The 18,631-nt window shown below is 72.8% G+C and carries 19 protein-coding genes and 1 pseudogene; 13 read left to right on the top strand and 7 right to left on the bottom strand.

From position 1 onward, the window contains the following. Positions 1–28: 28 nt before the first annotated feature. Positions 29–1,084 carry a pentapeptide repeat-containing protein gene (locus ACQPW6_RS19350; protein ID WP_433890895.1) on the bottom strand — a complete coding sequence of 352 codons (1,056 nt, stop codon included), beginning with the start codon at positions 1,082–1,084 and terminating at the stop codon, positions 29–31. A gap of 193 nt (positions 1,085–1,277) precedes the next feature. On the opposite strand from ACQPW6_RS19350, the gene ACQPW6_RS19355 reads away from it, so the two are divergent. Beyond that, on the top strand, positions 1,278–1,541 hold the full coding sequence (locus ACQPW6_RS19355) for a hypothetical protein (RefSeq protein WP_433890896.1): 264 nt from the start codon (positions 1,278–1,280) through the stop codon (positions 1,539–1,541). Then, a complete protein-coding gene (locus ACQPW6_RS19360) occupies positions 1,538–1,924 on the top strand; it encodes a hypothetical protein (RefSeq protein WP_433890897.1) in 387 nt (128 codons plus the stop codon). The genes ACQPW6_RS19355 and ACQPW6_RS19360 overlap by 4 nt, the downstream gene beginning before the upstream one ends. 83 nt (positions 1,925–2,007) lie before the next feature. Here the strand turns inward: ACQPW6_RS19360 and ACQPW6_RS19365 are convergent, their stop codons facing one another. Then, positions 2,008–2,679, bottom strand: coding sequence for a TetR family transcriptional regulator (locus tag ACQPW6_RS19365; protein ID WP_433890898.1), 672 nt, complete (start codon positions 2,677–2,679; stop codon positions 2,008–2,010). 112 nt (positions 2,680–2,791) lie between these two features. On the opposite strand from ACQPW6_RS19365, the gene ACQPW6_RS19370 reads away from it, so the two are divergent. Continuing rightward, positions 2,792–4,375, top strand: coding sequence for an MFS transporter (locus ACQPW6_RS19370; protein WP_433890899.1), 1,584 nt, complete (start codon positions 2,792–2,794; stop codon positions 4,373–4,375). A 103-nt stretch (positions 4,376–4,478) separates the two neighbouring features. Here the strand turns inward: ACQPW6_RS19370 and ACQPW6_RS19375 are convergent, their stop codons facing one another. Then, the gene (locus ACQPW6_RS19375) at positions 4,479–5,474 is read right to left on the bottom strand and encodes a hypothetical protein (protein WP_433890900.1); all 996 of its coding nucleotides are present in this window, start codon (positions 5,472–5,474) and stop codon (positions 4,479–4,481) included. Beyond that, positions 5,465–5,626, bottom strand: a complete 162-nt coding sequence (locus tag ACQPW6_RS19380) for a DNA-binding protein (RefSeq protein WP_433890901.1) — start codon at positions 5,624–5,626, stop codon at positions 5,465–5,467. Before ACQPW6_RS19380 ends, ACQPW6_RS19375 begins: the two co-directional genes overlap by 10 nt. 317 nt (positions 5,627–5,943) lie before the next feature. Between ACQPW6_RS19380 and ACQPW6_RS19385 the strand changes: the two genes are divergently transcribed. The 3 genes and pseudogenes from ACQPW6_RS19385 to ACQPW6_RS19395 form a co-directional block, all read left to right on the top strand. After that, positions 5,944–6,471 carry an SMI1/KNR4 family protein gene (locus ACQPW6_RS19385; RefSeq protein WP_433890902.1) on the top strand — a complete coding sequence of 176 codons (528 nt, stop codon included), beginning with the start codon at positions 5,944–5,946 and terminating at the stop codon, positions 6,469–6,471. A gap of 56 nt (positions 6,472–6,527) precedes the next feature. Then, on the top strand, positions 6,528–6,995 hold the full coding sequence (locus ACQPW6_RS19390; protein WP_433890903.1) for a YfbM family protein: 468 nt from the start codon (positions 6,528–6,530) through the stop codon (positions 6,993–6,995). Positions 6,996–7,035: 40 nt separating this feature from the next. Further along, positions 7,036–7,175, top strand: a pseudogene (locus ACQPW6_RS19395) (HalD/BesD family halogenase); the annotation flags it as partial. 39 nt (positions 7,176–7,214) lie between these two features. On the opposite strand, the gene ACQPW6_RS19400 reads toward ACQPW6_RS19395, so the two are convergent. Beyond that, positions 7,215–7,814, bottom strand: a complete 600-nt coding sequence (locus tag ACQPW6_RS19400; RefSeq protein ID WP_433890904.1) for a hypothetical protein — start codon at positions 7,812–7,814, stop codon at positions 7,215–7,217. Positions 7,815–8,037: 223 nt separating this feature from the next. On the opposite strand from ACQPW6_RS19400, the gene ACQPW6_RS19405 reads away from it, so the two are divergent. The 3 genes from ACQPW6_RS19405 to ACQPW6_RS19415 all read left to right on the top strand — a co-directional run bounded on the left by ACQPW6_RS19405 (position 8,038) and on the right by ACQPW6_RS19415 (position 9,635). Further along, positions 8,038–8,208 carry a DUF5670 family protein gene (locus ACQPW6_RS19405; protein ID WP_433890905.1) on the top strand — a complete coding sequence of 57 codons (171 nt, stop codon included), beginning with the start codon at positions 8,038–8,040 and terminating at the stop codon, positions 8,206–8,208. Between the two features lie 118 nt (positions 8,209–8,326). Further along, positions 8,327–8,536 (top strand): CsbD family protein, encoded by a 210-nt coding sequence (locus tag ACQPW6_RS19410; protein WP_433890906.1) that lies wholly within the window; start codon positions 8,327–8,329, stop codon positions 8,534–8,536. 253 nt (positions 8,537–8,789) lie between these two features. Continuing rightward, positions 8,790–9,635 (top strand): SAM-dependent methyltransferase, encoded by an 846-nt coding sequence (locus tag ACQPW6_RS19415; RefSeq protein ID WP_433890907.1) that lies wholly within the window; start codon positions 8,790–8,792, stop codon positions 9,633–9,635. Between the two features lie 43 nt (positions 9,636–9,678). On the opposite strand, the gene ACQPW6_RS19420 is transcribed toward ACQPW6_RS19415, so the two are convergent. Further along, entirely contained in the window at positions 9,679–10,587 is a 909-nt protein-coding gene (locus tag ACQPW6_RS19420) for a helix-turn-helix domain-containing protein (RefSeq protein ID WP_433890908.1), read from the bottom strand. 105 nt (positions 10,588–10,692) lie between these two features. After that, a complete protein-coding gene (locus tag ACQPW6_RS19425) occupies positions 10,693–10,890 on the bottom strand; it encodes a DUF397 domain-containing protein (protein ID WP_433890909.1) in 198 nt (65 codons plus the stop codon). Positions 10,891–11,583: 693 nt separating this feature from the next. Between ACQPW6_RS19425 and ACQPW6_RS19430 the strand changes: the two genes are divergently transcribed. The 4 genes from ACQPW6_RS19430 (at position 11,584) to ACQPW6_RS19445 (ending at position 18,581) form a co-directional block, all read left to right on the top strand. Then, on the top strand, positions 11,584–11,757 hold the full coding sequence (locus tag ACQPW6_RS19430) for a hypothetical protein (RefSeq protein ID WP_433890910.1): 174 nt from the start codon (positions 11,584–11,586) through the stop codon (positions 11,755–11,757). A 265-nt stretch (positions 11,758–12,022) separates the two neighbouring features. Further along, positions 12,023–13,228 (top strand): helix-turn-helix domain-containing protein, encoded by a 1,206-nt coding sequence (locus ACQPW6_RS19435; RefSeq protein ID WP_433890911.1) that lies wholly within the window; start codon positions 12,023–12,025, stop codon positions 13,226–13,228. Between the two features lie 52 nt (positions 13,229–13,280). Then, the gene (locus tag ACQPW6_RS19440) at positions 13,281–16,709 is read left to right on the top strand and encodes an AfsR/SARP family transcriptional regulator (RefSeq protein ID WP_433890912.1); all 3,429 of its coding nucleotides are present in this window, start codon (positions 13,281–13,283) and stop codon (positions 16,707–16,709) included. Between the two features lie 261 nt (positions 16,710–16,970). Beyond that, positions 16,971–18,581, top strand: a complete 1,611-nt coding sequence (locus ACQPW6_RS19445) for an MFS transporter (protein WP_433890913.1) — start codon at positions 16,971–16,973, stop codon at positions 18,579–18,581. Positions 18,582–18,631 lie beyond the last annotated feature (50 nt).

The following is an 18,631-nucleotide window of genomic DNA, read 5'->3' on the forward strand; positions in this document are numbered from 1 at the left end:
CGATGTGGATCTCGTTCGCAGTGTTTGGTCATGGCTCAGGGGTTGCAGGAGGCACAGAACGGTGACCATCCGTCTGCGCGTCCCAGGCGACACAGTCAGCAAGGCGGGCTGCAACCCAGCGGTCGTGCTGGAGTTCGGCCGGGAGCCGGGTTTCTGCATCAATGCCTGCTCCGGCGAGTTGCTCTGCGGTGAGTCCTCCGCAGTCACGAAGATCCGCACCCCTGAGGTCAGTCCGCGTCAGCGTCGCGTTGTACAAGTTCGCGCTTCGAAGGTCTACCCGGTTCAGTTGCGCTCCGTCGAGGCGAACACTGTCAAGCCGAGCATCCCTCATATCGGCGCCGTTGAGGATCGAGCCTCGTAGATCTACGCCTCGTAGCGCTATACGCTGCAGGTTCGCCCAGGTGAGGAACACATTCCGCAGTCCTGGGACGTCCTTGAACTCGTAGTCGTGCAGTCGCAGACCCGCCAGCGAGGCATACCGCAGATCGACTCGGATCGGGTCGCTGACCTCCGGGCGGCGGGCAAGGACCTCTACCGCCACCTGGATGTCCACCGGCGGCTGTGTCCCCCAGCCGGCGACGGGCCTTCCTGCATTGCCCTCTTCGGGAAGCAGCCCAGGTTCGGAGATCTCGCCGGTCCAGGTGCTGCTGCGGATGAACGCTGCCAGGACGCCCACCACCGCACGGTGGTCCTGCGGCGACTCGTTGAGTACGTGCTCAAAACTGTAGATCGCCCCCAGGCGCACTTCCAGCTTGTCAGAGGCGAGTTGGTCCACGGCCGCCCGGAACCGTTCCGTCACCTGACCGCGGCGGGACAACAGGTAGGTGCGGGCGGTGTACGCCAGGCTCGCGAAGACCGTGGCGCCGGCTACGGAGCCGAGAACGGTCTGTCTCACCGCGTTGATCGCGTCGGCTCGCTCTGTGCCGCGCAAAGACCGCACGGTGTCGCCCGCCACCGACCAAGACAGAGGGCCCAATACCAGGAGGATCGCACCCAGCGTCGCGGGGATGCCGAGTCCAAGTCCCAGAGCAAGGCTGTGGCGGCGGAACCACGCCAGGCTGCGCACAGAGCTTCGAGAACGCACCAGTTCATTTTCGTGGAGGCCCGGCTGACCGCAGTAGACCGTGACCGCTCTGTGACGCAGGAAGGCCCCAGCTCGGACAGGATCCGTTTCGATGTCTGCGTCGGGCCTCATGGACGCCCCGGCGGGTGCTACTAGGTGGGCGCGATGTCGGAAGCCGGCTTCGTGCGCGTATACGCGGACGTATACTCGGCCTGTGTCTGATGCCATGATCCGAGTGCCCGCTGAGGTGCGGGACCGTCTTGCGGTCCTTGCGGAGGCCCGGGGTACGTCGATTCGCTCGCTCGTTCAGGAGTTCGCCGAGACGACGTTGACCGATGAGGAGCGGCGTGAGCGGGCGGAGCGTACGCGCGCTTATCTGGCTGAGCACTTCGGGGTCGAGGTGTCGGACGAGGAGAGCGCGGCGATGGGGCGCAAGCTCCGTGATGCCTTCACCCATCAGCAGGACACCGCCGCGTGATCCAGCATCATCTGGTGCTGGACGCGCCGACGTTGCTGGCGTTGTCGGGGAACCGCCAGGTGTCCGCGCTGATCCATCGGGCGCACTTCGAGTCGGAGACCCGGCTGTGGGCGCCGGTCCTGTCGATCCTCGAAGCGGACGCGGAGTATCTGGGCCTCGCCGAGCACATCGGCCAGCTCGATGTCATCCACACCCTGGACCTCGACTACCCGGCTGCGCTCGCCGTCGCCCAACTGCGCCGGGACGGCGTTCCCACCGGAGTCGGAGCGGCCATCCATGCGGTCCGCCACCTTCCCGAGTGGGGAGCGGATGCGCTGGTCGCCACGGTTGCTCCGAAGGCGTATGAGGGGCGGGGCGTCCCCTTCCTCGACCTCAACCGCTGACAGCGCGACTGGCGTCGAGTCGTGGTGCTCGGTCCCCGCGTTGGGCGGCGCAAGGGCGTAAGGCCACCAACTCCGGGTGACGGTCAGGTCGGTGGCGGTGGCGGTGGGTGGGGGTTGGGGCGCGGCATCCGGGCGGGGGCCGGGGGGCGGGGGGTGGTCAGGGCTGTGCGGAGGGAGGGGGCTGTGCGGGTGGTCAATTCATCGGGGGGCATCGACGCCAGGGGTTCGAGGCGGAGTACGTAGCGGATGAAGACCAGTCCGATGAGCTGGCTCGCGGCGAGCGCCGCGCGTTTGGGCGCGTCGGGTCCTGAGAGGCGGTCGGCGATCCGGCCGATCATCTCCCGTTCGGCCATCTCCCGGAACAGCCGGGACACGTCGGGCTCGCTCACCGCCGCCTCCGCCAGGGCGCGCAGGGCCGCGCCGGCCTCCGGATCGTCCCAGACCCGGATGATGTTGGCGATCATCCGCTCCGGCAGGCCCTCCGCCGGGCCGGACAGTGCTTCGGCCAGCAGGTCGGCCGGGTTCGTGGACAGTTCCATGCACGCGGCGAACAGGCCGCGCTTCGAACCGAAGCGGTAGCTGATCAACGCGGCGTCGACCCCGGCCTCGGCGGCCAGCGAGCGCATCGTCACCCGCTCGTAGCCGTCGCTCAGGAACCTCGCCCGCGCCACCTTCAGGATCGCGCCGCGGGTGTCCGTTGCGTCCGTCCCGTCCGCCCCCTTGGCCGGGCGGCCGCGGCCCCTGCCTTTATTCATCACCATTGAAATCTAGCCGGGACGACTGGCACGGTCAATTCAGCAGCGATGAAAAACGCGTGTGCGCGGCTGCCGCTGACCGGCCGCGCAGGTCGAGATGAAGGAGCCCGCCATGCCCGACCACGAGACCGGCCGGCGCCGCCGCGCCCTCTCCGTCCCGCCGCCGGGCGCCGCCCGACCCGAGCCCTCACGCACGGCGCCGTGCGACAGCGCCGGAGATCCGCCGCGCGACCCGCCCCCGCGCGACCCGCCCCCGCCCCACCCCCACCGATGGCTGATCCTCGCCATGATCGGCATCGCCCAGCTGATGGTGACCGTCGACGTGACGATCGTGAACATCGCGCTGCCCTCGGCCCAGCGCTCCCTGGGGTTCAGCGACGACAACCGGCAGTGGATCATCACCGCGTACTCCCTCGCCTTCGGCAGCCTCCTGCTGCTCGGCGGCCGGCTGAGCGATCTCTTCGGACGCAAATGGACGTTCGTCGTCGGTCTCGCCGGGTTCGCCGCGGCCTCGGCGGTCGGCGGCGCGGCGCAGAACTTCACCGCGCTGGTCGGCGCTCGCGCGGCGCAGGGCGCGTTCGGCGCGGTCCTCGCGCCGGCGGCGCTGTCGCTGCTCACCACGACGTTCACCGACGAGCGTGAACGGGGCAAGGCGTTCGGCGCCTACGGCGCGGTCTCAGGCAGCGGGGCCGGCATCGGTCTGCTGCTCGGCGGCGCGCTGACCGACTGGCTGTCCTGGCGCTGGTGCCTGTACGTCAACCTCGTGTTCGCCGCGACGGCGGTGGCCGGCGCGCTCGCGCTGCTGCACAACGACCGCGGGGCGCGGCGGCCGCACATCGACGTCCCCGGCACGCTGACCGCGTCGGCCGGGCTGTTCGGTCTGGTCTACGGCTTCTCCAACGCCGAAACGCACGGCTGGGGCGCCGGTCTGACGATCGTGATGCTGGTCGCCGGCGGTACGGTCCTGGGCCTGTTCGTCCTGCTCCAGGCGCGGGTCGGGCAGCCGCTGCTGCCGCTGCGGGTGGTGCGCGACCGGACGCGCGGCGGTTCGTATCTCGCCATCGGCATCGGCGGCGCGGGGATCTTCGGGATCTTCCTGTTCCTCACCTACTACCTGCAACGCAGCCGCGGCTACAGCCCGTTCGGAACCGGGATCGCGTTTCTGCCGCTGGTGGCCGCCATCATCGTCGCGGCCGCCGTCAGCACTTCGCTGGTGATGCCGCGGACCGGGCCCAAACCGCTGGTCGGGCCGGGGATGCTGCTCACCGCCGTTGCCATGGCCCTGCTGACACGAGTGGGCGCCGACACCGCGTATGTCTCGCACGTGATGCCGGCCCTCCTCGTCGGCGGCCTGGGCTTCGGCATGATCATGGCGCCGTCGATCGCCAGCGCGACGCACGGACTGCGCGAGTCCGACGCCGGAGTGGGCTCGGCGCTGGTCACCACCATGCAGCAGATCGGCGGCTCGCTGTCGGTGGCGCTGCTCAGCACCCTCGCCGCCGACACCGCCCGGGACTACCTGACCGGCCACGCCCCGCCGACCCGGGCGGTCGCCGCCCAGGCCGCGATCCACGGCTACCGCACCGCTTTCTGGGTCGCGGCCGCGATCTTCCTCGGCGGCGCCGTCCTGTGCGGAGCCCTGCTCCCGCGCACGGCCCGCCCCGGCACGTCCGGGCCGCCGACGGCGCCCGGGTGACCGAGCGCCGGCGTGTACGTGTAGCGGGACCGATGGGACGCGCGGGCCGGCAGTCGTCCTCCTCCGGCTGGACCGCATGCGCGCGACCGGCGCGCCCTGGGCGTCAGCGCTCCCGCCGGCCCTGGGACCGGAGGGTGCGGGCGGCAGCGCTGCGGATCGCGCGGGCGCCGGGGGACGTTCGGCGCAGGCTCAGCTCGCGCAGGATCGGGCGCGGGGTTCGCGGGTTCGCGGCCAGCAGGAGCAGGACGTCCGGGGTGCCGGTCGCGGCGAGGACGGCGGCGGCCTCGGCGTCCAGGGACGGCCCGGACGCGTCCCGGCGCTGCTCCCGGCGCCGGAGCGCTTCGCGGACGCGCGGGTCGGCCGACGCGCGGGCGCGGGATTCGAGCAGGTCGCTGCGGGCCGGGTCCGGGACGCGGGAATCGAGGGGGAGGACGAGGACCTGCGCGTCGGGGTGCCGGTCGAGGAACCGTGCGAGCTGGACGGCGTCGGCGCCCGCCTCGTTCGCCAGGTGGCGGGCGTGAACTCCGGCCGCCTGCCGGGCGTGTGCTGACGTCGCGGCGCCGAGCGCGTCCTCGTACATGGCCTGCTTGAGCGCCGAGTCCGGGGTGGCCTCGGCAAGCGCGCGCAGCAACCAGCCCTCCGAGACGTAGAGATACCGGCCGACGAAGCCGGCGAACTCGCCGGGCGGCACGGCCGGATCGCGGTAGAGCTCCAGCCCCAGCGTCAGCACCGCCTCCGGGTACCGGTGCAGTTCGCACATGCGCGCCAGCAGGCGGCGCGGGCCGGCGCGGTGCCCCAACGCGTCGATGAGCAGGCCGCGTTCACACAGTTCGAGGAGGTAGTCCTCGGGGATGCCCGGGTTGCCGACGAACCCGCTCCCGAGTTCCTCGTACCCCTCGGCGACCACGGCCTCGACGATCTCGCGCAGCTGCGCGCCGGACGCCTCCGCGACGGCCGCCGCCCGTTCGACGGCGTTCCAGAGCGCGACGGTGTCCCCGGAGCCCCCCAACGCCCGGTAGAGCTCGCGCCGCCAGGACGCCCGCAGCATGCCGCCCACGAGCACCGCCGGCCGCACATCGTCTTCGGCGATCAGAACCAACTGAACGTGTCCTTCAGGAGACGGGCCGATCTCGCCCGGATCGTCGCGTTCGCCCGCCAGCGCTTCTCGGCCTCGACGCTTGCGACGGTCACCCCGGCCCGCCCGGCCGGATTCTCCGCCATGGTCAGATGGCCGTTGGTGAGCACCATCACGAGGCGGGCGTACGTGATGCCCAGATGACGGGCGGCGTCCTGCTGCGGCAGTTGCTGTCTACGCTGAGCACGGCGAGCCCTCCCGATCGGCACTGCGAACCCCACCGGCCCGCGCGATGGCCGCCGGTCCGTCACCCGGGACGGTACGCGCTCAGCCTCCAGCCCGACCAGGGAAGGTCCCGATGGGCTTCGACGCAGCACGGACGCGGGAGCGGAGCCCTATCGGTGGCGCGCGGGCGGGGGGCGAAGTGGGCATTCAGAGGTGGACTCGGCGCGGGCGCGGGGCGGTTGCGGGTGGACGGGGTGACGGTGGGCCGGTGTTGATCGATGAACGGGCGTGGACGGTCATGGGGCCGGAGGAGCGGGTCGAGGCGGTGGTCGGGATGCTGGTTGATCGGCGCGCCCGTAGTGCCTCGACTGCGATCGGGTTGGGGCGAGGGGAGGTTGAGGAGATCGTCCGTGATCAGCCGGCCGCGGTCGGCGGGGGCTACCGCCGGTTTCTCGAGCTGGTCGGCGGTGGGGTCGGCCTCTTCCTGGAAGGCAGCGACGTCTTTCACCCTCACGTCCTTGGGCTGCGGCAGGCCGCCGACGAGCTGCTGGTGGAGAACGGCATCCCGGTCGCGCTGGCCCCCGCGGACCGGGTGATCCTCATGCACCAGGGTTACTGCTTCGACTTCCTGCGCGGCACCGGACCCGATCCGGAAGTCTGGACCTACACCGAGGTCCACCAGTACCCGGTCACGCCGTTCCGCAGCGCCCCGACGTTCACCGACTGGCTCCGGACCAACGCCGAGGAGCACCTCGGGTTCGAGGCCGCCGCGCACCGGCGCGATCGCCGGTCATAGCGGCTGCGGGCGGGCGGGCGGGGCCGGGTGTCAGAGGGGACATCTACGGTGGCGGGATGGGGATGGTCGGGGAGTACGCGCGGCTTACGCCGGCGGAGCTGGGGCGGGCGCTGGGTGGGCGGTTCGTGTACGAGATGATCGAGGACGGGGGGTCGGCGCGGTGCATGGACGTGGACAAGGCCTGGGACACCTTGCGGTTTCTGCTGGGGCGGGTCGGGTTTCCGGTGGACATCGTGCGGGGGGAAGAGGAGATACCCGGCGCCGACGACTTCGGGTACACGCCCCCGCGCTATCTCAGTCCTGAAAGGGTTCGGGTGGCGGCGACGGCGCTCGGGCCGCTGCCGGCTGACGTGCTGGTCAGAGGGGTCACCATGGCTGATCTGGCCGCGGCCGACCTGTATCCGGAACTGGCGGGGCAGGACCCGGACTGGCTCCAGTACGTCACCCACCACTACGACGCCCTCGTGCCGTTCTTCCAGGCGGCAGCCGCGGCCGGCGACGCCGTGGTGATCTGGCTGGACTAGCGCGGGCCGCCGGCCCGGGGCGGGCGTGGGGTAGAACGGCGGGATCGAACCGCCCCATCTGCGCTGCCTGTTCCGGTTCTGCGTCGAGGCGCGGTGCGCGAGACGTCGGTGCCGGGGGAGGTGTGGCGGCGGTCGCTGGACGAGCGGCTCATCGCGTACGAGACCGGCTTCGACCTGGACCGGGCACCCTTCACCGTCACGGACCAGCCCGCGGGGATCTCAGGGCTGCCAGCGCGGGGCGCTGTCGTCCGGGGTGTCGGGGCTCGCGAAGCGGAACGGTACCGAGAGGTGGGCGGCCAGGTCCTGGCCGGCCCTGGTGGCGACCACCGCCGACGGGTGACGCGGCCCCGCCCCGTCCCCCTCGTCGAGGTTCCGCTCCGAGCCCTCCGCCCCGTCGAGGTTCCGCTCCGAGCCCTCCGCCCCGGCGAGGTTCCGCTCCGCGGCGGCCCGGTAGACGGTGGCCAGCGGGTACTCGCCGGCCGGATCGGCGGTGATGGCGAGCAGCTGGACGAACCAGTCGTGAACGGTGTCGCCGTCCCAGACCGCCTCGATCGCCGCGACGCGGCCGGGGCACCCGGCGGCGCGGGCGGTCAGGGACGCCAGATCGACCGGGCTGTCAGGGGTGCGGGCGACGGCGTCGCCGTAGTGGCGACACCGGTCGCCGACGACGTCCTGCGCTTCGCGCAGGCCCAGACCGTAGGCCCGGCCGGCCTCGTAGGCGGTACGGATCGCCTGGAAGACGGCGTCCTGCAGGACGTACCCGTCGACCTGCTTGCGGATGCCGGCCGGCAGCCGTTCCCACCACTCGGCCGTGGTCATGCCAGCCATCCAGCTCCCACCCGCTGCCCGCGTAGGGCCCTCGTTGCCGGTCCCGCCCGGCGAAACCGTACGCGAACGCCCGGCTGCCCGGGCCGGTGAGTGGATGGGTGAGTGGGTGGACGGGTTCGTGGGTGGGTGGGGAAATCGCTCACGCTTGCGCATGGGGGATTCCTCGCGGGGAAGTCGGCGTGATGAGAAGCCGACGAACTGAAGGAAGAAAATCATGGGACCGCTGCTGCTCGTACTTCTGCTCGCCATCATCCTTTTGGGCGCGGGATTCGCTCTGCATCTGCTGTGGTGGATCGCGATTGTGGTGATCGTCCTGTGGGCGCTCGGGTTCCTGATGCGCGGCACTCACTCCGGTGGCGGACGTAACCGCTGGTACCGCTGGTAGCCGGCGATCCGCCGGGCGAGGCTGGAAAAGCCCGGGAGTATGCCCGCGCGGGCCGCGGTGATATCGCCGGGCGGTCAATGAACCGCCGAGCAGCAGCCGAAATGAAGAAGGAGCCGACATGAGTGACAGCGACAAGGTCGAGGCCAAGACCGACGAAGCCAAGGGCAAGGTCAAGGAGACCGTCGGGCACGCGGTCGGGAACGAGAGCCTTGAGGCCGAGGGCCGTACCGACCAGGCCAAGGGCCACACCCGCGAGGCGGCCGAGAAGGCCAAGGACGCCGTGAAGGACATCTTCGAAAATCGGCACAAGGACAGCGACAAGGACTGACCTCGGGCCGACCAGGCCGACCCCGGGTCTGCCGCCCGGGCCCGGACAACGGGCCCGGGCCCCGGCATGTCCGGCCCCGTTCCCCTCCCCGTGCCGGTCCCGCATACCCCCGGGCCCGGCCGCCCCGGGTAGGACGTCCGCCCGCTGGGTAAGCCAGTGATGGTCCGCGACCGCGCCGCCCCCTAGATTGGCGCGCACGACGGTGGACTTGAGCCCCGGTCCAGGGGGTCGGGGCGAGACGGATGGGGACAGCGTGGGTGAGGAAGAGGTGTCGTATTCCGAGGACGGTCTCGACGCGACCGACCGGTTACGGCAGGACCTGCCGCACAGTGCGCGGATGTACGACTACTACCTCGGCGGCAAGACGAACTACGCCGTGGACCGGGCGGCCGCCGAGGACGTGATCCGCAACTTCCCGGCGATACGGGTGGTGGCCAGGGTGAACCGGGCGTTCGTGCACCGCTCGGCGGGTTTCCTGGCCAGGGAACGGGGGATCAGGCAGTTCCTCGACATCGGGACCGGCATCCCGACGGCCCCCAACCTGCACGAGGTCGTGCAGCGGGAGGCCCCGGAGGCGCGGATCGCCTACGCGGACAACGACCCGATCGTGCTGGTCTACGCCGACAGCCTGCTCGGCGGCTCGCCGGAGGGCAGCACCGGCTACGTCGAGGCGGACGTGCGCGAGCCTGGCGCGCTGCTGGCGAAGGTACGCGACGCGGAGCTGATCGACTTCAGCCGGCCCGTCGGCCTGAGCCTGAACGCGGTGCTGCACTTCGTACCGGACGACGTAGGGCCGTACGAGATCGTCAAGGAGCTGGTCGGCGCCCTGGTCGAGGGGTCGTATCTGACGATCTCGCACTGCACACCGGACTTCGACCCCGAGGCGTGGGCCGCGATCGTGGACATCTACACCAAGGGCGGCACCCCGACCCAGGTGCGCAGCAAGGCCGAGGTGACCCGCTTCTTCGACCACGGCCTGGAGTTGGAGGACCCCGGAGTGGTGGTCGCGCACCGCTGGCAGCCCGAGCCGGCCAGCGGCCCGAGCCTGGTGACCGACCAGCAGGTGTCCCTCTACGCCGGAGTCGCCCGCAAGGTGTAGCCCGCAAGGTTGTAGCCCGCACTGTGCGGGATGAACAGCCTGGTCAGCCGAGCCTCTTGCGGTGGTCGTGGATCCTGCGTATGCAGGCCCGCTGCCGCATGGAGGCGACCAGCAGCCGGTCGAACCCCATCACATGCTCGTCCACCTGCTCGGGGTCGTACAGGTACAGGCCGCCGCGCGACCGCTCGACGTAGACGATGTCGGGCAGCCGGCCGTTCTCGAAGTCGAAGACGGTCGTCGTGCCGATCTGCACCGGCATGTTCAGGCTGGCCATCTCCACCATGTGGAAGATGATCCGCGGGTGGTCCGCGAGCTTGAGCAGGTGGTCGAGCTGGCGCTGCATGACCGCCTTGGAGCCGTAGCCGCGCACCAGCGTGACCTCGTCGATCACGCACCACAGCGTCGCGTTGGACGACTGCGTGAACCGCTGCTGGCGCAGCATCCGCAGCTCGATGATCCGGTCGATCTCCTGCCGGCTCTTGCCGGGGGCGTTGGCCCTGATCAGCGCCCGCGTGTAGTCGGCGGTCTGGAGCAGGCCCTGCAGCTGGCCGTTCTCGTAGGAGCGGATGCGCTGCGCGATGTCCTCCAGGCTGACGTGGATCTGCAGCGCCTTGGTGGACACGTCGCTCCACGGGTCCCACCAGCCGCGCTCGTTGGCCTCCTGGGCCATCTCCAGCAGCCCGTCGAGATCGACCGGGTCGGTGACCTGGTAGACCGACAGCAGCCGCCGGACGTCGGCCTCCTTGAAGTCGTGCAGCCCGTTCTCCAGGCGGCTGATCTTCGACGTCGAGAAGCCCGTACGGCGTGCGGCCTCGACTTCGGTGAGGCCGCACGCCTCGCGGCGCCGCCGCAGGATCTCGCCGTAGATCATGCGCTGGGCGGTGGGTGCCCGGCCGGTGAAATCGCTGACGATGCGCGGTCCACGCTGACCGCGGGATGGCTGAACCGGCACGGGTGGGTTCTCCTTTGGACAGGAACGTGTGTGCTCCCCCGTTACAGCCCACCCATCCTGCCCCCGTCGGGCCCAGGGCACGGCGGGTTCGGTGCAGTTGGCCGATTATCGCCTGTCGGTGAATTCCCCGAGGGCCGTGCCGGACAGGAACGCCGCCGCTTCGGCCCGGTCGAAGGCCAGTATCGGACCGCTCGGGTCCTTCGAGTCGCGGAATCCGATCGTCCACTGATCGATTACGGCCAACTCGACGCAGGCGCCCTCATGATTGCTGTAAGAGCTTTTCCGCCACTTGAGCTCGTTCATCGCGTTCACCTCACTGCTCGGCTCACCGCCGGGCCCGGTGCGCGACGGTGATCATGACGCGCGGTCTGCAATTGCAGACCGCCTACCCGTTCTTAATGATGACCACCTCGTGGTGAGTTCATGCTTCACACGGGAGCACTCTTGTCTCTCCTGCGACGGCGGCAGGAGCGGACCGGTCTGCAAGTGCGCGCCCCGGGCAACTTTTTCTGCCGCCGCGCTCCGGCGCGCGGCCGGGCCGGCGGCGTGCGCGCCGAACAGGCCCCGCACGCCCGGGAGTTGGCGGAGTCACGGACCGGAACCCCGGGCTCACCTGCGGTAATGGAAAGAGGTTCGATATCCCGCGGCGCCTACCAGAAAAAGGCGGTGAAGGAACGGGTCCCGCGAATTCCGGCAGGATTTTCCTCGGTCCGGGCGACGTAATTCGCCGATGATCACGGGGCGGCCGGCCGGTACGGGGTGCGGCGGGTCGAATGCGGTGGAACCGGATCCCCGTCGCGCCCTAATCTCGGCGCTGCCGACGGAGATTCCTCCGCTCGGCCGCAGAGCCCCGACCCGTCACGGTTGCCACCAGGGAGCCGGGGCTCTGCGCAATCCCACGATGCGAAGGAGCCGGCAATGCCGACATCCCCCGACCGCCGTCCCGGCAAACGCAAAGGCCGCCGCCGGGTAACCCAGGTTAACAGCCGGCCGCAAATGCCTGCATGGAAAATCCTCGTTGTCAACGCCACGGTGGCGCTGCCGGTTTACGGGGCGGCCGACGTCCGGCTGCCGCAACTGCCGCAGGGGCCGGCGGCGCTGCTCGCGGCGCTGGCCGGCTCGGCGCTCGCCACCTGGCTGAACGTGCACGGCGGCACCGGCCGCAAGTGACCGTACGGCCGCGGGTCGCAGGGCCCGCGGCCGTCCTCGGCGCCGCGCCGGGAGGTACGGCATGGCGGGGCGGGCGGCGACGCAACGGCGGGGCCCGGCCGCACCGGGCGACGAAACGGGCGGGCCGGCCCCCGTTTCGTCGCCGCCGGCCGGTCGTCGTGGTGGCCCCGGTCGGCCGGTCGTCCCGCGACGCCCCGCGCAACGCACCACCCGCAACCCGTGACCCCGCGCCCGCAGCACCCCGCACATCCAGAGGAGGAACACCGTGTCCCCCACCACCGAGTGCCTCAACTGCGGCACCGAACTCCGCACCCGCGCCGGGACGTCCGGCCGGCCGGCCGCCTACTGCGGCACGCTCTGCCGGCAGGCGGCCTACCGCAGGCGCCGCCGCGCGGACACGGTCGCGGACGCAGGCGTCGCCGCGACCGTCGAACCCGTTCCCGGCGGCACCGCGGCCGACGCCGTCGTCCGCGAACTCGCCCAGGACATGCTGGAGGAGGCCCGGCACCTGCTGCGCGTCCTCGACCGGCCCGACGCCCCGCTGCTCGACCCGGTGGAGCAGGCCGTCAACCTGAACCGGGCGGTGGAGGCGCTGACCGCCGCGCTGGTCGGCCGGGCCAGGCGGGGCCGGGTGCCGTGGGGGCGGCTCGGGCCCGCGCTGTCCATGCAGCCGGACACCGCCCGGCGGGCGTTCCGCGCGGACATAGTGGGCCGCCGGATCGCCGGCGCGAAGGGGCCGCAAGCACCTGGTCCGGCAGCGCCGCCGCCCCGGCCGCCGGCCCCGGAGGCGGCCACGGCCGCCAACCGGTCGCGGTCGCATCTGGCGCCGGTGCTCTCCCGGTTGCAGCGCGCCTCCCGGATGCCGCTGCGGGCGCTCGCGGCGCGCCTGGGCATCGATCCGTCGCAGGCGTCCCGCATCCTGTCCGGCGAACGGTTCCCCAGCTGGCATCTCACCGAGCGGTTCGCCCGGGCCTGCGGGGCCGATCCGATGGTGCTGCGCAAGGTCTGGGAGGACGAGAAACTCCGCGAGGACCAGCCCTCCGACCGGGCCGGGCGGCCGGCCGCGGACGACGACCCCGCCGAACGGCTGCGGATCGCGCTGCACACCCTGCACGTCAAGGCCGGCTACCCGGCGCCCGACGTTCTCGCCGAGGCGACCCGGCACACCCTGCGGCCCAAGGACATCAGCGCGGCGCTCGACGGGAACCTGCCGTACTGGCCGCTGCTCGCCGACCTCGTGCAGGCGCTCGGCGGCGACCCGGCGTACTTCAGGCCGCTGTGGGAGACCGCCACCGGACACCTCCCGGCCGCCCCGCACCGGCCCGCGACCGCGCCGGTGACCGCTCCCGCGACCGCGCCGCCGCCCGGACCGCCGCTCGCGCTGCCCGCCCAGCTCCCGCCGTCCGGTGAACGGCTCGTCGACCTCCTGCAGGCGTTCGGCCCGGTGCTCGCCACCGCGCCCCGGCGCTGATCGGCGGCCTCCTGACCGGTCGCGGCGGGGCGCGATACGACAGAATCGGGGGGTGATGTTCGGGATACTCGGTGCGACACGGGTGGTGGGCGCGGACGGCGCCGAAATTGCGCTGGGCGGGCCGCGGCGCAGGGCGCTGCTGGCCCTGCTGATGCTGGACGCCGGGCGGATGGTGAGTACCGAGCGGCTGATCGACGGGCTGTACGGGGCGCAGGCACCGGCCGGGGTCGCCAACGCGGTGCAGTCGCAGGTGTCGCGGCTGCGGCAGGTGCTGCCCGTGCCGCTCGAGGGGCAGCTCGCCGGCTACCGGCTCGCGGTCGATCCCGACGACGTGGACGCGCACCGGTTCCAGCGGCTGAGCGCGCGGGGGCGGGAGGCGCTGGCCGCCGGCGATCCGGCCCGCGCGGCCGAACTGCTGCGGGACGCACTCGCGTTGTGGCGCGGGCCCGCCCTGGCCGATGTCGGTGACGCCCCCTTCGCCGGGCCGCAGACCGTCCGCCTTGAGGAGCTGAGGATCGGCGCGGTGGAGGACCGGGTCGAGGCGGACCTCGCGCTCGGCCGGCACCGCACGCTGGTGGCCGACCTCGGCGAGCTGGTGGCCGAACGCCCGTTGCGGGAACGGCTGCGGGGCCAGTACATGCGGGCGCTGTACGGCAGCGGCCGGCAGAGCGAGGCGCTGGCGGCGTACGAGGACGCGCGGCGCGAGCTGGCGGAGTCGCTGGGCGCCGATCCGGGGCCCGAACTGGCCGCCGTGCACCTGTCTGTGCTGCGCGGCGCTCCGGAACCGCTTCCGCCGGCCCCCGATGTTCCACGTGAAACATCGCCCGATTCGCGCCCCGATGCGCGACCGGATTCGCGCCCCGATTCGCGACCCGACCCGCAGCCGGGCCCGCGACCCGGTCCTGACCCGGCGACGGACACCCCGGCCGGCGGTCAGAGCGCCGACGACTCGCCCTGGAACCGGCTGCCCGCCCCGCTCACCAGCTTCGTCGGCCGGGACGCCGAGCTCAGCCGGATCTGCGGCCAGTTGGAGCGGGAGCGGCTGGTCACGCTGATCGGCCCCGGCGGCGCGGGCAAGACCCGGCTCGCGATCGAGGCCGCCCGCCGCCATCAGCAGGACGCCTGCTTCATCGAGCTGGTCGGGATCACCGGCGGCGCCGAACTGCCGCAGGCCGTGCTGGACGCGCTCGGGCTGCGCGACGGCGGGCTGCGGGCCGGTGCGCCGGGCGGTCCCGCCGCCGCTCCCGACCCGTTCGACCGGATCGCCGCCGCGCTGGACGGCCGGCCGCTGCTGCTGGTGCTGGACAACTGCGAGCACGTGGTGGCCGACGCGGCGGCGCTCGCGGAACGCCTGCTGGCCGCCTCCCCCCGGCTGCGGATCCTGGCCACCAGCCGTGAGGCGCTCGGTATCGGCGGCGAGGCGCTGTGCCCGATCCCCACCCTCGACGTGCCCGAGCCCGGCACCGGCCGCGCCCAGGTGCTCGCCTCCCCCGCCGTCCGGCTGTTCACCGAGCGGGCCTCCGCGGTGCGGCCCGACTTCGACCCGGCCGCCGACGTGGACTCGGTGCTGCGGCTGTGCACCGCGCTCGACGGGCTGCCGCTGGCCATCGAACTGGCCGCGGCCCGGCTGCGTTCGCTGTCCGTCTCCGAGATCGCCGCCCGGCTCGGCAGCACGCCGGACTGCGACGACGCCCCGTACAGCGCGGCTGTCCGGCCGGACGCGCTGTTCCGGCTGCTGTCCCGGGGCAGCAGGACCGCGCAGCCGCGGCAGCGGACCCTGCGCGGGGTCGTGGAGTGGAGCTGGCAGTTGCTGCCCGCCGACGAGCGGGCCGTGCTGCGCCGCGCCTCGGTCTTCGCCGGCGGCTGGACGCTGGCCGCCGCCGAGGCCGTCTGCGCGGACCCGGCGGCGGACCCGGCGCAGGACCCCGACGAGATCCTGGACCTGATCGCCGCGCTGGTGGAGAAGTCCCTCGTGGTGGCCGAGCACCCGGACGGCGCCGGCCGGGTCCGCTACCGGATGCTGGAGTCGATCCGCGCGTACGGCGCCGAGCAGTTGGCGGCGGCCGGCGAGACCGAGGCGAGCCTGCGCGCGCACGCCGCCTACTTCCTGGACTTCGCGCTGCGCGCCGACCCGCACCTGCGCCGGGCCGAGCAGCTCGACTGGCTGCGGCTGCTGTCCGACGAGCGCGACAACCTCCAGGCCGCGCTGCACCGCGCCCTCGCCGACGGCGACTTCCGCACCGCGATGCGGCTGATCGCCGCGCTGTCGCTCTACTGGCTGCTGCGCGGGGTGCGCAACGAGGGCGTCGAACCGGCCCGGCAGGTCCTCGCGCACCTCGGCCCGAATCCGCCGGAGGACCTGGAGGAGGAGTACGCGCTGTGCGTGCTCGCCGTGGTCGGCACGTTGTCGGACCCGGCGGATTACGCCGAGCACGTCGCCGCGGCGTCCCGGGTGGTGGACGGGATGAACCGGCTGGGCCGGCGCTTCCCCGCGCTCACGTTGCTGTGGGCGCCCTTCGCCGGGCTGCCCGAGGGCGACCTCGACGCGTCGACGACCCTGGAGGCGTTCCTCGCCGTGGCGGCCGACGACCCCTGGTACCGGGCGCTGGCGCACCTCGGGCTCGGCTTCCAGTCCTGGATCCTGCACGCCGACCCCGCGCGGGCGCAGCGGGAATGCGATGCCTCGCTCGCCGATTTCCGGGTGGCCGGCGACCGCTGGGGCATGATCACCTGCCTGAACGTGCTCGCCGACCTCGCCGACCACCGGGGCGAACTCCCGCGCGCCGCCGAACTGCTGGGCGCCGCGCTCGACCTGGCCGAGGAGCTGGACTCGGCGCTCGACATGGCGGAACTGCTCGGCAACCGGGCCGCCTACCGGCTGCGGGCCGGCGACTACGACTCGGCGGTCGCCGACTGCGAGCGGGCCGTGACGCTGGCCCGCAGGGCCGGTTCGCCGGAGATGCTGGCGGTGGCGCACACCCGGCTCGGCGAGGCGGCGCGGCTGCGCGGCGACCTGGCCGGCTCCCGCGCCCTGTGCGAGCAGGCCCTCGCGGAGTGCCCGACCGGCTGGTTCTCCAGCAACAGCGCGCGGTCCACCGTGCTGGTGGCGCTCGGGCAGCTCGCCGTCGCCGAGGGCGACGCGGCAGCGGCCCGCGAGCACTTCCGGGAGGCGGTCACCGCGGACATCGCCGCGATGCGGCTGCCGATGGCCGGCTCGCTGGCCGCGGAGGCCGCCGCCGAGCTCGCGCTGCTCGAAGGCGACCCGCGGCAGGCCGCGACCCTGATGGGCGCGGCCCGCGCGATGCACGGCAGCTCCCTGTCCGGCGCGGGCGCCGCCCGGATCGCCGCGGCGTCCCGCGCCGCCCTGGGCGACGAGCCGTACGAGACGGCTTTCCGCCTGGCGGCGGCCGACGACCGGGACACCGCGCTGGAGACGCTGAGCGCGTACGTGAGCAAGGGGTCGCCGGCCGCCGGGGACTGACCCGTCAACGGCAGCGGGCCGCCGTGGCCCGCCCTCGCGCCGGCCCCTCGCTCCGCGGCCCGGTGCGGAAGGCGTCCGTTCGCCAGAGGGGCCCCAGCCGGGCACCGCACGAGCCGGCTGCTCGCCCCGCGCCCGTTCCCGCAGGCCGCCGCCGTGCCGGCCGCGCCGCGTCAGCCTCTTGCCAGGGGCCGCCCGTCGCGGTCAGTGCGCGGTGCGGCGGGCGTCAGGGGGCGGTCAGCGGGGGCGCGCATTCTCCTGGGCATGACGAAGAACCCGACGAAACAAGCGGCCGCCGCGGCGCCCGCCGATCGCCGCCGCTGGCTGGTGCTGGTCATCTGCTGCGTGGCCTCCGCCCTGCTGGGCATCGACAACTCCGTCCTCAACTACGCCCTGCCGTCGCTGTCCCGCCAGCTGGACCCGTCCTCCACCGAGATGCTGTGGATCGTCGACGTGTACGGCTTCGTCCTCGGCGGCCTGCTGATCGTCGCGGGCAACCTCGGCGACCGGATCGGCCGCAAGAAGCTGCTGCTGATCGGCGTCGCCGGGTTCGGCGCGACCTCCGCGCTCTGCGCCTACGCGCCCGGCCCCGGCACCCTCATCGCCGCCCGCGCGCTGCTCGGGCTGTTCGGCGCCACCATCATGCCGTCCACCCTGTCGCTGGTCCGTGCCGCGTTCGACGACCCCAAGGAGCGCACCACCGCGGTCGGCCTGAGCGGCGGCATCGGGGCGGCGAGCTTCGCGCTCGGCCCGGTGGTCGGCGGTCTGCTGCTCGACCACTTCTGGTGGGGCTCGGTCTTCCTGATCAACGTGCCGCTGATGGCCGTGGTCCTGGTGGCCGGCTTCCTCGTGCTGCCCGAGCGGCGCAACCCGAACCCGGGCCGGCTGGACTGGGTGAGCGTGCCGCTGTCGGCGGCCGGGATGTTCGGTGTCATCTACGCCATCAAGACCGCCGCCCGCGACGGTCTGCACGACACCACGGCCTGGTGGCCGGCCGCCGCGCTCGGCGTGGTCGCACTGCTGGCCTTCTGGCGCCGGCAGACCACCGTCGAGCAGCCGCTGCTCGACCTGCGGCTGTTCCGTAACACCGCCTTCTCCGGGGCGGTCGGCTCGAACGCGGTCACCATGTTCACCGCGACCACCCTGTCGCTGGGCTGCTCGCTGTACTTCCAGGTGGTACGCGGCTGGTCGCCGCTGACCGCCGGGCTGGCGCTGCTGCCCGGGCCGCTCTCCGCGGCCTTCGCCGCGCCGCTGTGCTCGGTGCTGATCCCCAAACTGGGGCGGGCCCGTACGGTGGCGCTCGGACTCGTCCTGCTGTCGGCGAGCACCGCGGCCTTCGCCCTGGTGACCGCGGACACCGCGTACTGGAAGCTGCTCCCGGTGCTGGTGGTGAACGGCTGCGGGATCATCTTCATCTTCTCCGTCACCACCGACACCATCCTGACCAGCGTGCCGCGCGGCCGGACCGGGACCGCCGCGGCGGTGTCGGAGACCGCGATGGAACTGGGCGGCGCGCTGGGCATCGCGGTCCTCGGCTCGGTGCTCAACGTCGTCTACCGCAACAACCTGGCGCTGCCGACCGGGCTGCCGGCGGGATCGGCGAGCGCGGCCAAGGAGTCCGTCACCGCCGGTGTGGAGACCGGCGGCCGGTTGCCGGGCGCGACCGGGCACACCGTGGTGGACGCGGCCAGGAGCGCGTACATGACCAGCATGCACAGCACCATGCTGGTGGCCGCGGCGATCATGCTGCTGGGCGCGCTGGCCGCGCTGGTGACACTGCGGAAGGTGCCCGCGGAGCTGCCGCAGCATCAGGAGGACCTGGACGAGGCCGCGCAGGAGCGCGCGGCCGGACCGCTGCCGTCGCCGTCCGCATGAGCCCCGCATGAGCCGCGCGCGGGCCGCGCCGCACGGGGACGTACGCGCAC

The organism is Streptomyces sp. CA-111067 (assembly GCF_050956065.1).
Classification (GTDB): domain Bacteria; phylum Actinomycetota; class Actinomycetes; order Streptomycetales; family Streptomycetaceae; genus Actinacidiphila.

Bases quoted from the DNA above. Each gene is read 5' to 3' on its own strand.
- ACQPW6_RS19365 (WP_433890898.1), bottom strand. From the start codon at position 2,679: ATGAATAAAGGCAGGGGCCGCGGCCGCCCGGCCAAGGGGGCGGACGGG.
- ACQPW6_RS19370 (WP_433890899.1), top strand. From the start codon at position 2,792: ATGCCCGACCACGAGACCGGCCGGCGCCGCCGCGCCCTCTCCGTCCCG.
- ACQPW6_RS19390 (WP_433890903.1), top strand. From the start codon at position 6,528: ATGGGGATGGTCGGGGAGTACGCGCGGCTTACGCCGGCGGAGCTGGGG.
- ACQPW6_RS19400 (WP_433890904.1), bottom strand. From the start codon at position 7,814: ATGACCACGGCCGAGTGGTGGGAACGGCTGCCGGCCGGCATCCGCAAG.
- ACQPW6_RS19405 (WP_433890905.1), top strand. From the start codon at position 8,038: ATGGGACCGCTGCTGCTCGTACTTCTGCTCGCCATCATCCTTTTGGGC.
- ACQPW6_RS19410 (WP_433890906.1), top strand. From the start codon at position 8,327: ATGAGTGACAGCGACAAGGTCGAGGCCAAGACCGACGAAGCCAAGGGC.
- ACQPW6_RS19425 (WP_433890909.1), bottom strand. From the start codon at position 10,890: ATGAACGAGCTCAAGTGGCGGAAAAGCTCTTACAGCAATCATGAGGGC.
- ACQPW6_RS19430 (WP_433890910.1), top strand. From the start codon at position 11,584: ATGCCTGCATGGAAAATCCTCGTTGTCAACGCCACGGTGGCGCTGCCG.
- ACQPW6_RS19445 (WP_433890913.1), top strand. From the start codon at position 16,971: ATGACGAAGAACCCGACGAAACAAGCGGCCGCCGCGGCGCCCGCCGAT.